Annotated in this window: 7 protein-coding genes; all 7 read left to right on the top strand. The window is 45.0% G+C overall.

The genetic code is table 11. From position 1 onward, the window contains the following. Nucleotides 1-42: 42 nt before the first annotated feature. The 7 genes from KOI40_RS00465 to KOI40_RS00370 all read left to right on the top strand — a co-directional run bounded on the left by KOI40_RS00465 (nt 43) and on the right by KOI40_RS00370 (nt 14168). Entirely contained in the window at nt 43-267 is a 225-nt protein-coding gene (locus KOI40_RS00465) for a hypothetical protein (protein WP_216095458.1), read from the top strand. Between the two features lie 126 nt (nt 268-393). Then, nucleotides 394-828 (top strand): hypothetical protein, encoded by a 435-nt coding sequence (locus tag KOI40_RS00460; protein ID WP_216095457.1) that lies wholly within the window; start codon nt 394-396, stop codon nt 826-828. A 15-nt stretch (nt 829-843) separates the two neighbouring features. Further along, nucleotides 844-10473, top strand: coding sequence for a cadherin-like domain-containing protein (locus KOI40_RS18700; protein WP_304504150.1), 9630 nt, complete (start codon nt 844-846; stop codon nt 10471-10473). Between the two features lie 636 nt (nt 10474-11109). Further along, on the top strand, nt 11110-11676 hold the full coding sequence (locus tag KOI40_RS00385; protein ID WP_216095456.1) for a glycosyltransferase: 567 nt from the start codon (nt 11110-11112) through the stop codon (nt 11674-11676). Nucleotides 11677-12552: 876 nt separating this feature from the next. Then, on the top strand, nt 12553-12921 hold the full coding sequence (locus tag KOI40_RS18695; RefSeq protein ID WP_369413124.1) for a tyrosine-type recombinase/integrase: 369 nt from the start codon (nt 12553-12555) through the stop codon (nt 12919-12921). A 109-nt stretch (nt 12922-13030) separates the two neighbouring features. Then, nucleotides 13031-13588: an abortive infection system antitoxin AbiGi family protein gene (locus KOI40_RS00375; protein ID WP_216095455.1), complete on the top strand. Its 558-nt coding sequence runs from the start codon at nt 13031-13033 to the stop codon at nt 13586-13588. A gap of 100 nt (nt 13589-13688) precedes the next feature. After that, a complete protein-coding gene (locus KOI40_RS00370; protein ID WP_216095454.1) occupies nt 13689-14168 on the top strand; it encodes a BRCT domain-containing protein in 480 nt (159 codons plus the stop codon). The last annotated feature ends 161 nt before the right edge of the window (nt 14169-14329 follow it).

Genomic DNA, 14329 nt, shown 5'->3' with positions numbered 1-14329 from the left:
TAGTCTAACTTGGAATTGGATGTTAAGACCAAAAATCCCTCTATGATGATTCGGCAGATGGTGTCGTGCAGAACACGCCATCCATACGTTGGACAGGGTGGTAATGGAGGCACAAAAGCAAATGATGCTGTTATCGATGAAATCAAAGTTGCCTATAAGCTAACACTTAAAATTGATTTCAGTGAAATGCAGGTTGATCAGCGATTGGTAAAGTTGTTGCCTGGCATGACTGTAATGGCAAAAGTAAAAAAGGTTAGCGTCGCTTAATTGAGTATGTGATGTTGCCGTTGTTGAGAAAGGTTGATGAGAGTGTAGCGGAGCGATCAAAAGTGATATCTCAAAATGGCTAAATATAGTTTGTCAATTTTTAATTTTATCCTAGATGGAGTTGATATGTTTGTTAATGAAATTTACAGCGAAGAAGACTGTGAGAGATACCGTATTAACGAAATACAGTCAAAATACATTGCTGGAGCTTGTAGTTCGAAGCAATGGACTGTTGATAAAGAGAATGAAATGTTCCTGATGCAACTTACTCGTGGTGGAGAAGGATTTCAGAAAGATAGTCAATGGTGCTTTTTCTTTGAGAAAAAAGTTTATGTGCTAGATGTTCATACCGACAGGAGTGATAAATTCGATGATGGAAGTAAGGTTAGCTATAAAACAGTAAAAAGAGTTTCGTCGTTGGGTGATCGCTTCTTTGAACCCGGTATTGAAGATTATTCCTGCATTATTCCACATGTAAGAGAAGCTTTTAATGCCTATAAGGGAGGCGGAGTCTATTCGCTATCCGACAACTATAGACACGACATTACTTTTGCTTGTTAATTTAGGTGAATGGATATGATTTCATTGGATGAAGCTCTAACAAGACTGCAAGCAATTAATACGGAAAATCTTGATCCTATTGATATTCCTGCAGTATTAGACGAAATAAAATCACTAGTTGATCAGATTGAAATTAATTCAGGGGAGCCATATAAGACTACTATTCTTTATAGTGGGGGCGTTGGTTTTGAGGGGAGTTCTGTTAGTGCAAATAGTTTGGCTGTTGATGTTTACGAGCAGGCGGGTAGTGATGTTCGGATTATCAATAATACTGATGCAGCTAAATTTCTAACTAGTGACGAATTCATAAGTAAAACGGCTGCAATTTATGGACTTGAACTTGATGATTTGCCTGATCTAAGTGGAGAGCATCCTTTAAATCAATGGCTATATAACTCAGATCCAAATAATAGCCTTTGGGCTAGTACATCTAAACGATTTGCTGAGGCAACAGTAGGTGAAGTGCGGGTGATTGCGCCCCAGGCAGATGTCGGTCGTGTCTTTGGCGCGGTAGAACTTCCTGCGCTACTGGCTAATGAGAATATTACTACTATTGACGGGGTAGATATAAGCCAATATAGATCAATTACTAGTGAAGGTGGATCTATTGATGAAGTTTTCGATTCTATTAAGGCCAATTCATTTGCACAAATTAATCTGACCGATTTGGCTAATGGGGGGATTTCAGATTACCTAGATATTAACCCAGATAATTATGATAGCTGGATTGCAAACAAAGATGCCAATGGCCGATATTATCTGGCGCTTGATAACCTACTTAAAAAGAGCTTTTCTGAATTTTCTAGCATCCAGGATGCTCTAGATTCCTCTGTATCTGTAACAGAGATTCAGGTTTCATCTGGAGCTATTAGCTCTGCATTGAATAAATTGGGGCCGGCCGCCCTGCTGCTATCGTTCTCCATGGCATCAACGCAGGCTTTGGCGGAAGAGGAAGCAGGGAATTCAGAAAAAGCCAGAGAGATTATGGAGCTCTGGGCGGTTGATGCCGCTGGCTCGGCAGCTGGTGAGGTGGCTGGGGCTGCAATCGGTGGGGCAGCTTTGGCATTGTTGGCTGCTGTAGGTCTGACTGTCTCAGCACCTTTGGCCGCTGTTGCCGTACTTGGAGCTGCATTAATCGGCGGTATTTTAGGTGCAGATTCTGCCACTGGGATTTATGAATTAGCGAGTGAGAATGACGATGATTTCAAGAAGAAGCTTATTGAAGATATCGGTGAGATTTTGTTTCCTAATGGTCATGCCGTCGATGACATACCGGCAAAACTAGATGGGGAAAACATAGCGCTTATAACTAATTTCTCTGTCGAGCAATTTGTATCTGAAGCTCAAGATAGCTTAGCCTGGCGATATGCCCTACAGCAGTTAAATCCTTTCGTGATAAGTGGTGACGAATCTCTCTATGATCGATTCAATCAGAATGGTGAATTAGAGCTCGATAATTTCTCTGAAGCTTATGTGCAAGATAGAGCTGCAATGCTAATCGCCAACTCATTACTTGTAAAATCAGGCGGAGATGGTGTTTCTGGCACCGTACAAGGTGCCGAGCTAGGAATTTATCAAGATCTTAGTATTTCAGAAAATTCAATCTGGATTTCAGATCGAGAAATTCGTTTAAATAAAAGCTTCCCAATTGGGACTGATGAGCAGCGGCACATAATTTTTGGAACCGATAGTCATGATACTGTTGGGCTACAGGGCAAGAATAGAAATGATCATATTTATGGAATGGCCGGCAATGATGTTCTAAAAGGTAATATTGGCGAGGATTACCTTGATGGTGGTGTAGGCAATGATACTCTCATCGGCGGAAAAGATAATGATGAACTGTTTGGCGGCGCTGGAGCTGATACCTATGTGATCAATGCTGGTGATGGCGTTGATACAATTATTGATGCTGCTGATACTGGCGACATTATTACAATAAATGGCTATGACCTATCTTCTCTCAACTTTGAAGAGACAGCTAGTGGTAGTGATGTTTTTATTGATAAGGCCTTTAATGATGATTCAGGTACGCCGGAAATATCCGTCTATAAGCTTGGTTCGCAAATTAAGATTGTTAGTCGCTTTAACGGTGAAATAAGCACAGTTAATGTGCAAACCTATAATAATGGTGATTACGGCTTCTCGTTAACTTCTTTTCAGGAACCCCAAACCCCTCCCTCCAGCGGCACTGATTATTTAGTGGGTGATGGCACTATCAGTCGTAAGCGATTGGAGTGGTCCTATGACGGTCGTGCCGGTAATAACAAACAAAGTTTTGTGAATCAACAGAACATTCTCTACAACGCTGATCTTTATTACCCTCAATCTGATTATCAGGATGAACGTCGTAACTTTCAGGGCGGCGATCTCAATGACATTTTAGAAGGTAGCCAACTTCTTAATTATGGTGAACTTAATATCATCGGAGATTATCTTTGGGGTAAGGATGGTAATGATGCTATGTGGGGTGACGGCATCAATAATCATAGCTTGGGTGGTACAGATGTACTCATAGGAGGAAAAGGTTCGGATCAAATATTTGGTGGTGGCGAATTCGATATTTTATTTGCCCAGGATCAGGAGCTCTACGCTGATTATGACCCCAATCATCAGTATGAAAATGTGGGGGACGAAGATTACCTGAGCGGTGGGGACGGTGATGATCGCCTCTATGGCGGAAGTTATAACGATATTCTTGATGGGGGTAACGATGAAGATGCAATTGGAGCTGGTGCAGGGAATGATACCGCTTATGGAGGTGATGGTGACGATTACATTTTTGGCGATTCCTTTTATCTTTACAACAATGAAAATAACGGTTTTGACTTCTTAAATCACGACAGCGCACGTTATTCGGCCAGCTTTACTTATGATGATACGTTAGTTGGTGGTGCTGGGGTCGATCACATTTATGGCGAATTGGGTGATGACATCATTACCGGTGGCACCGATGATGATTACTTGATTGGTGACAGGATGAATCACCAAGATTTTATTGGAGGCCACCTGTCAGCCGGAGGTTTTTATCAAACTCTGGATGTCACATATCATGGTAATGATTATATATTAGGTGATTCAGGTAATGACCATATCTTTGGGAATGGAGGGGATGATTTCCTGGATGGTGGCTCGGATGCTGATGTTATTCAAGGTGATGATCGTTACACCAGTGGTGCTGCACACGGTAGCGACACTATCTTTGGTGGGGCGGGTGCCGATACTATCGAGGGTAACGGAGGGGATGACACCATTTGGGGTGGCACCGAAAATGATAATATCTGGGGCGATTCCGATGGAATGATCACCTACTATAGCGGCGATGAATTAACACTTGATGGTTTATATCATGGTAATGATGTTATTAATGCCGGTGATGGAGACGATTTTGTAAACGGTGGTGGCGGTGACGATTCCATCGTGGGCGGGGAGGGGAATGATCGTTTATTTGGTGATTCCGTTGGTGAGACAACTCAGTTTGTATCTATCGGTTTCAGTGGTGATGGAGTTTCAATTCATGAAAACCTTCGTCTAGCAGTTGAATTTCATGGTGCGGATACTCTCGATGGCGGTGCCGGAGATGATTATCTAGCCGGCGGCGCGGGTAACGATACGTTGCTTGGAGGTGCTGACAACGATGCGCTTGATGGTGGTGAAGGAGATGATACCCTGCTAGGGGGAGCTGGCCACGATGATATTCTGGGAGGGGCGGGGAATGACCAAATTCAGGGCGGCACCGGTAATGATGCTCTAGCTGGAGGATTAGGGGCAGACACCTACATCTTCAGTGCCGGGGATGGGTATGACCATGTTGAGGATGCCAGCGGAGCCTCGACTCTGGTGTTTGATGGAGGAATCACCAAATCGGATCTCAGTGTTGCTTTCTCCACGGATGGCAATGGTAATGACATTGTCAATATTACCTACGGCACTGACCGTATCAGTATGGACTCCTACACCTACTTGTACCTTAAAGAATTTCAGTTCAGTGATGGAGAAATTCTGAGCAAGTATGACTTTGTTCGAGAGTTTGTAGGCGGGGCTCAAGGCTATACCACACCCCCTGCTAATTCATTACTTCTCATTCCTGCTTCTCAAGACCCGAGCGGCCTATCTGTCTCAGCGCAAAATAATGATCTTAGTGTCAATCTTGGATCAGGGATTGGTGGTGGATTTGGCAGTAGTGGATCCGGAAGTATTCTTGCTACAACATTAGGCGCATATCAAGGACTGTACCAAAGTTTGGTACTTCAAGAGGATGGCCAGGGGGATTACATTTCTTCTTCTGGAATCACTCTAGTAGGTGGATTCAATAGTACCGATGGTAACTCATACTTATCGGGAATTGCCCTAGCTGACGAGAGTGGTTATACCGTTGTACAAAGTATTAATGATGCCAGTGTTTATCGCACCATTAATGGTTCTGACGGTGCAGACTCGATAGTGGCGGGAGATACCACAGACACTATCCGGGGTTATGGCGGCGACGATGTTATCAGCTCAGGAAAAGGCAAAGATTCGCTGTACGGTGGAGAAGGTGACGACACTCTCAATGGTGGAGAAGGCAATGATAATTTGTATGGCGATGCCGGTGATGACACTTTAAGTGGAGGTGAAGGGCGTGATTACCTGAATGGTGGGGACGGTCAGGACACCCTCAATGGAGGTGATGACAGAGATACGCTCCGAGGCGAAGCGGATAACGATATCCTTAATGGTGAAAGCGGCAATGATAATATTTTTGGGGGCTATGGCAATGACTACCTGACTGGTGGTTCAGGAAATGATTATCTGTATGGTGAAGCCGACACCGATTACCTCTTTGGTGGAGAGGGTAATGATGATTTAGATGGAGGCAGTGGTAGCGACATTTATTACTACAACCTTGGGGAAGGGCTGGATACGATACATAACTATGATGTCGATGTGGCATCTGTCGATCAAGTTCAACTGGGGGATGATATTTATCTCTCGGATGTACTTGTCACACGAGAAAATAATAATCTCACTATTTACCTAAATGAGAAACGCGCCCTGATATTTTCAAATTTCTTTAATGGCGATGAATATCAAATCGATGAAATTATTTTTGCTGATGGTTTTAAGCTGACGTCGCAAGACTTGGCACAAATGGCAGCAACCCCATATGCTCTGTCTCAGACGCTGTATGGTGACTCGTCCAACAATATATTGGATGGCCTGGGAGGATTTGATGACATTCATGGACAAGATGGAAACGATGAACTTTATGGTAGTGATGGTAATGACACTCTTTATGGCGACGGTGGCGATGACCTTCTAATCGGTGGGACTGGCAACGATACACTTTACGGCGGAACAGGAAATGACACCTACTACTATCAAGCGGGAGACGGTGTTGATCATATTGGTAATGTTGGTGCAGTTTCTGATTACGACCGCATACTCTTCGAAGAAGGAATCATATCGGATAACGTTACTTTACGAAGATACGAAAATGATCTTCAAGTGTGGGTAAACCAAGCGCTGGCAATTTCGGTGATGGATCATTTTATTGATGGAATTGATGCTGTTCAGTTTAGTGACGGCACGATTTGGGATCAGGCTTATATCGACGGAGCTGTATCCATAGCAACTGCCGAAAACGATAATTTGTATGGTGATGATGCTGATAATATTTTGTCAGGCTTAGCTGGAGATGATTTTCTGGCTGGTGGGCTTGGCAGTGATAGCTATCAATTTTCACTGCATGATGGTAACGATCGAATCAGTGATTATGGAAGCGACGCATTAAGCATTGATCGCATTGAATTCGACAATACCGTTCAATCTAATGATCTGGAGGTCATTGAAAGTGGGTACGACCTTGTTCTGTTCAATACAACAACAGGAGATTCCGTTACATTAGAATATTACTTTGCATCGTGGTTTTCTGATCAGTCCATGAAAGAGGTTCATTTTTCGGATGGAACTGTCTGGCATGATACCGAACTGTTACAGCGTCTGACGAGAAATGAGATTAGCGGTACAGACCAGGACGACTTGCTGAGTGGAAATGCCGGTGACAACATGCTCTCTGGCGGTCAAGGTAATGACACATTACTAGGTGGCGCCGGAGATGACAAACTTTATGGTAGCGGAGGCGATGATGTTCTTGAGGGTGGTGCTGACAATGATGAATACAGCTTGGGCGCTGGGAATAACACCGTCATATACAGCTATGGCGATGGTTTTGATTCCATAACTTCTTCAGCAGAATCAGCTGTTAACACACTCATTCTAAAAAATATTGAGCCATCGGATGTTGTGTTTCATATTGCTTCTAGTGGCGCGCCAGAATTGAGGTTGAGTGATAATTCCGGCGGCATTGAGATTGGCAAGAATCTGTATAACTTAAATGAGTTATTCATTGACTCGGTACACTTCGATGACGGTACCATTTGGGATATCAACGCGTTACAGTCCAGATTGTTGTCAAGCACGCCATTTGATGACGGCATAATTGGATCGTCTGCTTCTGACACATTACTCGGAGCTTCAGGGAATGATGTGTTGCAAGGCGGCGCAGATCATGATTGGTTGAAAGGCAATTCAGGGGATGATGTGCTTCATGGCGGAAGTGGAAACGACACGTTGGCTGGAGGCGCAGGCAATGACAGCCTGGAAGGCAGTGTGGGCGATGACGTATATCTTATAGACACCGATGATGGTCATGATCGTATTATCTACGCCCCTTATGCTGTGGGATCTGATTTTGAAGGGAGTGACCGTATCGTCTTTGGCGCGGGTATAGTCTCGGAAGATGTGGTTAATTTGGGCGGCCTTCTTAGTATCAAGGGATACGAGCAAACAGTAGAAATAGGCAAAGTTGTAGATTTTCAACTTGAGTTTACAGAGCAGCCCGAATTAATTCTCAACATTTCAGACTTACAAGGGGGGGCTGACTTTTCGCTGGATGATTATTATCAGCATCTGGGCATTAATGCCGCCAAGCTGACAGAAGGTGTAATACTGGACGCGTTTTCATACAGAGGCGGACTAGTCACCACTCACAGTGATGATGTTATATTTTATGCTTTGGAAAACATTTGGGCCGGAGACGGAAACGATATTCTGGTATCCGCCAAAAGTCCATTTTTTTCACTCAGCTCTGACAATCAAGTCATTGATGGCGGCTTAGGTGATGATGAAATCTATGGTGGCGGAAGCAATAATACCCTCTATGGCGGGCCATCGATCATAGAAAAATACTCATCAACCCATTTTTTGCAGTATGGAGAATATGGTGGAAGTCCATACCCTGAGGACGACGACTGGAAAACGTATCCCGAAGACGGAGATGATCTGTTAATGGGCGAAGGCGGTGACGATGAACTCCATGGTGGACGCGGGGATGATATTCTGATTGGGGGACGAGGTGATGATGTACTTTCAGGAGGAGATGGTCATGATATTTACCAATTCAACATTGGCGATGGTCATGATCGTATAATCTCAGTTGAACAAGAGGGTTTTATGCACTTCCGTCCGATGTCGTATACGGATCCTGATACCGACTATCGTGATGATTTTGACATTCTTCAATTTGGGGAAAACATCAATACCCAGGATGTTCTGGTATTTCAGAAAGACAAGGATCTTGTATTTTCTTTTACCCACAGCGATGATCGCTTAACCGTTGAAAATTTCTTCGCTTCTAACGCTGCACTTCAGCAGGGTATTAAAGAAGTGAAATTTCATGATGGCTCTCAGTGGAACATTACCGACCTGGTCGCTTTAGCGGTTCCTTATGCAGAAACCAACAACAATGCTTTGTACGGTGATGATGCAAACAATATTCTAACCGGAGATGGTAATGACAATGTTTTGATCGCGTTGAACGGAGCGGATACATTAATCGGTGGCGCCGGTGATGATTATCTCGTTGGTGGGAATTCGAGTGATGAGTATCGCTTTTCTATTGGGTTTGGTCATGATGTCATAGACAATTATGACGATACCTACACGGTAGCTTCTGGCCTTGCACATAAGGCAGTTGATGTTATCGAATTTGATGCCTCTATCGATAAATCCAATGTTGTCTTGGCTAAAGACAATAATGATCTTGTTATCACTCATGATTCAGACTCTATTCGCGTCAAGAATCATTTCTTAGGTGATGGATTAGGTTTTAATTATCGTTATGCCATTGATGAGATCCGCTTTGCGGATGGAAGTGCTTGGAATGCCGATCAGTTTAATCAATTAGATACTGATCATATCAATACTGCCCCAATTGCCATCAGTGACTTTGACAGTACCTCTGTGAATCGCCCAATTGTCTTTTCTGTGTCGGAGCTGCTTGCCAATGATTACGATCTTGATGGTGGAATATTATCAATCGTTGATGTATTAAACTCTCAAAATGGCACTGTTGTACTGGATGATGTTTCTGGAACTGTGACGTTCACGCCTGATGACGATTACGTTGGGGCAGCCAGATTTGAGTATCTGGTCTCTGACGGTAAAGATACCTCTACAGGCATTGCGGTTATCCAGATCAATAACAGTGCACCGAATCCAACAGCCGATATTGCGTCTGTTTCTGAAGATACAGTATTGACCTTAAACGTGTCTGATCTGCTGCTTAATGATTCTGATGCTGATGGAGATGCATTATCTATCGTCTCAATTAGTAATGTATCTGATGGGGTGGGGGTATTAGATGGCGATCAAGGTGTGATCACATTTACACCTGATGAAAACTTCAATGGTCTTGCGGGGTTGGACTATACAGTGTCTGACGGTATCACCGAGTCTACCGCGTCAGTATCCATTGACGTGACGGCGGTTAATGACACCCCGACTACACTGTCAGACAGTTTTTCTATGACGGATACGCAGACCATAGTGATCGCTGCAGGCAATCTGCTGGATAATGACTCAGATGAAGAAGGCGATCAATTATCTCTCCTCGGGGTGCAAAATACTTCCGATGGGACAGTGATTTACGATCCGCAAACTGACTCAGTCGCTGTGACGGCGGACACTCATTTTCTGGGCGACCTAGCGTTTGAGTACCTTGTGTCCGATGGTCAGTCCACTGCCGTAGGGCAAGCAGTCGTTACCGTCGAACCGGATCTATCTCGCCCCAATACCTGGATCGGTACCAGTTCATCGGAAGCTATAACGGGGACCAGCGCAGACGATTACCTCTTTGGCTTCGACAGTGACGACACTCTGAACGGAGATGATGGCAATGATACCCTTGTCGGCGGTACAGGCAATGACACCTTAGAGGGCGGCAAGGGAGACGATCACTACATCTTTGGTGCCGGGGATGGTGTTGACACCATTGTTAATGCCAGCTCAGGAAAACCCGGGAATGATTCTTTGCACCTCAACGGTGACTTGAATCCTGATAACTTGTGGTTTACTCAGCTGGGCAATGACTTGGTGATTGATGTGGTGGGCACCAATGATCAGATAACGGCCCGCGATTGGTACAGTGATTCTTCAGCACAGATAGATGCTATCTATGCTGATGATCAGGTATTGTATGCGAATCAGGTTGATCAGCTGGTGGCGGCCATGGCCTCATTTGATGTACCAACAGGGGTTGGGGCTATTGTGCCCCAAGACACCCGAGATCAAGTTGCGCCCGTTATTGCCTCATCTTGGAGCTGAAATGCACCTTAAGATGGTCTGTGATGTGCGTATCAGTGTTGTGCTGGAGGGCCCGAGAAGAGAATGGCAAAATATTTTCTGACTTGGGAGCTTGGGGGAGGGCTAGGACACGCCATGTCACTGTACGACGTGGCGTGTTACCTCATGAGTCAAGGTCATGAGGTCGTGGTAGCGCTGAGCAATCTTGACCTTGCTGCACCTTTTGCCCAAAAAGGGATTCGTGTATGTCCATCCCCCGCCCGCTCAAGGTGTAAGCCTTATCACGAGTCACCGAACAGCATGGCAGAAATACTGTGGTGTAACGGGTACGCAGAGCGCTCACATTTAGCGTCAATGGTTAACGATTGGGTTAAGATAATTCATACGCTATCTCCAGATGTGATCGTCGCCGATTATGCTCCCACCGCTTTATTGGCCGCGAAAATATGTAATATAGACACGATCTCTATTGGGTCTACGTTCAGTTTTCCGCCCCTGAGAGTCTCGCATCAGTTCCGAACAATGGATGAGCGAGAGCCTCTCAGACTTGCCAAATTAGAGAAGCACCTATGTGGCACAATCAATAGCGAACTCATTAGTCATGGACAACGGCCTCTGTTCAAAGTCAGCGAAGTGTTTTACGCAGACAGGAACTTTGTGAAAAGCATTCCTTTGCTTGATTATTACTCGGATATCCGAGCTATTCAGTACGTCAATCCTGTACGAGACTTTGATCACGCAATGTCCGCTCGATGGCAAGGAACACCTTATACAGACAAAGTGTTGGCTTACCTCAAGCCTGAATACAATCAGCTCGACCAGTTGCTTGAGCAGATGAATGAATGCCCCGAGACCGAATTCATCATTTATCTGCCGGACCGCTCCAATGTACCAACGCGTCTCGGTCATCATATCCAATGCTTTAATCAGCCTCTCACTCTGGGCTCTCTGTTGGCCGAAGCCAACTTCGTAATCTGCCATGCTGGTGCAGGATTGGTTGCTCAGGCCTGCCTAGCGCAGGTGCCGATACTATGCCTTCCCCTCCAATACGAACAATACCTCACCGCAAGGCAGGTTCATCGTCAAGGGCTTGGTATAATGTCCCCGAAAGTCTTGCCCAACAACTTCGTTGTGGAGGCTGTGAAGCATAACCCGGTTGAGGTCAGGCACCGCGAGTCAAAACTCTCTCAGGACGTCTTGAGTTATGCACAGGTGTTTTCTTAGTTCTAACGGTCGAGCCTTGTCCGGTAAGATGGTGTGTGATCACTTTTACGAACACAGCGATTGAGCCCTTTCTATCCTGTGGCTTTCGTGTGGATGTCACCGACCGGGACCACCACGTCGCCGTCACAGGCTTGGTAGTCGAAGGGTTGAAGCTCGAGGTGCAGATCGCTGAGTAATTGGATTTTCATGAGGTTCTTGGACAACATGCCATTGAAGTGGATGGAGGGCATGTTAACACCGGGGCCACGGAATAGGGCCCCGACCGTCATCGGCTACTTCACTCGTTCTGAAGGGATACCGTGATGGGGGATCCCGCCGTAACATGGGGCTCTTTTGTCGCACTTGCACCATTCCCCTCTATTTTGGAACCGCCATCCCGTCGCACTTAACTCCCTATAAGCTATGGGTGTTATGTTGTTTTCAGCGTCAATGACGTCTTATAATCCCTCTATAAATACACCAAGGATCTAGGTGAAATGGTACAAAAAGTGGCTCTTGACCACGAATTTCGGATTTCGCGCTCTATACCGCCTGTCTACTATCAAAGAGGGGCCAGGGTTTGCTGCTCAGGATCTTCCATGGTCAAATGGAATGGTAGGATGGCCAAACGCCCCAGGGTGCTCGATACCGTCGACGCCATGCCGGCCTATCTGTTGGAACTCGAAATCCTGTTGCTGCTCGACGCCGAAAAAGACCCCACCTACCGGCTTATTTTGCACCTGATATGGACCACCGGGGCCCGGGTTTCCGAAGTCCTCGCCCTGACCCCCAACTCGTTTATTGATGACGGCTACGAGTTTGGCGTGATCCTGAAAACGCTCAAACAACGACCCAGCTGGCCCAGCAAGGCTTCTCTTGTACGCTCGCCCAAGCGCTATGTCCCCATCGTCGATCACGCCCTCCAGAACCGGATTCAGAGCTACCTCTATGCCCGCACATCCAAAAAAAACGGAAAGAATATTTCCGATGGCGCGGCAGACGGTGAACCGGCATATTCATGCGTTGGTGGAGAGAGTAGGGGGCGCACCGTTCCGTATCAGTGCCCATACCTTTCGGCATTCGTTTGCAATTCACTTGTCATTGCATGGGCGGCCGCTCAAATATGTCAGTCAACTGCTGAGACATCGTTCAGTGGATAGCACCGAGATCTATAGTTATATGAGCTTCCCACCGTCCGCTTTTGGCACAATTAGCTCAGGAATATATTTATCCATATTTACTCTTTTCATTCCATCGAATGGGTGATTCTGTTAAGTGGTTGTGGTTGAATAGTGATCATCAAAATTAAAAGGAACGGGCTGTGGGTAAGCGATCATCGGAAAGCGTATTTCTTCAGTTTCGTTACATGTAAATTATGCGGCTAGATATTACTGAGAATTTATGTCACTGGATAAAAGCATCATCAGATGATGAAGCCGTTGATCGAATATGTAGCATTATCTCTCAAAGAAAAATTCTGGGCGCTAATGGATTTGTGAAAGGCTCTTTTGACTGTGTCTGTTTTACCGAATCACCATATATCGAGTTCCATAAGCAAAAACATCGATATAGAAAATATGGTGTCATGGTCAGTAAAGAGTGGGTTTTTAAAAACGGTGGAAGGCCTGTAATCTATCAGCCAGAAAATGAGTATCACTTGCTGCCTGAATCCTTGAAGTGGAGACACGTAAGCTTCGAACCTCCGCATATCGATTTTAGTTGGGAGCGAGAATGGAGAATCAACAAGAAAGAAATTGATGTAACTCCGGAAGAGTTCTTGTTTTTAGTGCCGAGTGAAGAGATTGGCAACTTGCTTTGGACAGAGTATGTCGATGATAAATATAGAAATTGTTGTGGAGCCTTAGAAGAAAATGATGATTATGGAAAAAATTGGGTCCCAGCTCCTTTTAGGTATCGTGTGATAAGCGAGTAACATGTATCAAGCCGCTCAAACACGTTCCGGCCACAAAAAACGTGGCCTCCACCGGACTCGATGACGATCACCGTCAGCTTTAATCAAGTAGGGAAGACTCATGCAATTTATATATCGAAACGCCAAGAATGAGATATCCATTCAAAACATAGAAAACGTCTCAATATCAGATGACCACTATCAAGGTATTTCGGTTTCTGAAAACAAACTTAAGACTTATCGAAAAGATAGGGTTCTTGAGATGCTGTCTGGCAATGAAAACCCAGAAGAGCGGCGTCAGTATCACCTAGAAAACTCCGATATAAACGAAGAGGCAACTTCTAGGTTTCTCAACCGTTTGTCAAAACCTGAGATTTGTTTCACAGGTTTCAAGAAAGATGAAAAAGTTAAATTGACCAACCTGGCTGAAGAGCGCGGAATGTTTATACGTGTCAATGTAACCAAAAATCTCGATTTTCTATGTTGTGGCTATAATGCTGGTCCCGCGAAAATTGAAAATGCACGAAAGCAGGGTGTTGTTGCTCTTACTGAACATCAGTTTTTAGAACTCTTAACGACAGGTGAAATACCTGAGCAATAAAGCTAACAAGGTGTTAAATTCGTTCGCTGTCGCTCAGTGGGACGCACAAACAGCCCGCGCCGATTAACACTGCGTTAGCTGTCCCGAGTTACCCATGAGTTGGAGATAATTGACTGTCCGTTCTAGGCACAAAGTTGATTTATCGCTAAGAGACTCTTGCC

It is taken from the genome of Pseudomaricurvus albidus (assembly GCF_018863235.1).
GTDB classification, from domain to species: domain Bacteria; phylum Pseudomonadota; class Gammaproteobacteria; order Pseudomonadales; family Cellvibrionaceae; genus Pseudomaricurvus; species Pseudomaricurvus albidus.
The sequence above is the reverse complement of the archived record's forward strand: the minus strand, read 5'-3'. Positions and strand labels throughout refer to the sequence as shown.

Bases quoted from the DNA above. Each gene is read 5' to 3' on its own strand.
- KOI40_RS00465 (WP_216095458.1), top strand. From the start codon at position 43: ATGATGATTCGGCAGATGGTGTCGTGCAGAACACGCCATCCATACGTT.
- KOI40_RS00460 (WP_216095457.1), top strand. From the start codon at position 394: ATGTTTGTTAATGAAATTTACAGCGAAGAAGACTGTGAGAGATACCGT.
- KOI40_RS18700 (WP_304504150.1), top strand. From the start codon at position 844: ATGATTTCATTGGATGAAGCTCTAACAAGACTGCAAGCAATTAATACG.
- KOI40_RS18695 (WP_369413124.1), top strand. From the start codon at position 12,553: ATGTCCCCATCGTCGATCACGCCCTCCAGAACCGGATTCAGAGCTACC.
- KOI40_RS00375 (WP_216095455.1), top strand. From the start codon at position 13,031: ATGCGGCTAGATATTACTGAGAATTTATGTCACTGGATAAAAGCATCA.
- KOI40_RS00370 (WP_216095454.1), top strand. From the start codon at position 13,689: ATGCAATTTATATATCGAAACGCCAAGAATGAGATATCCATTCAAAAC.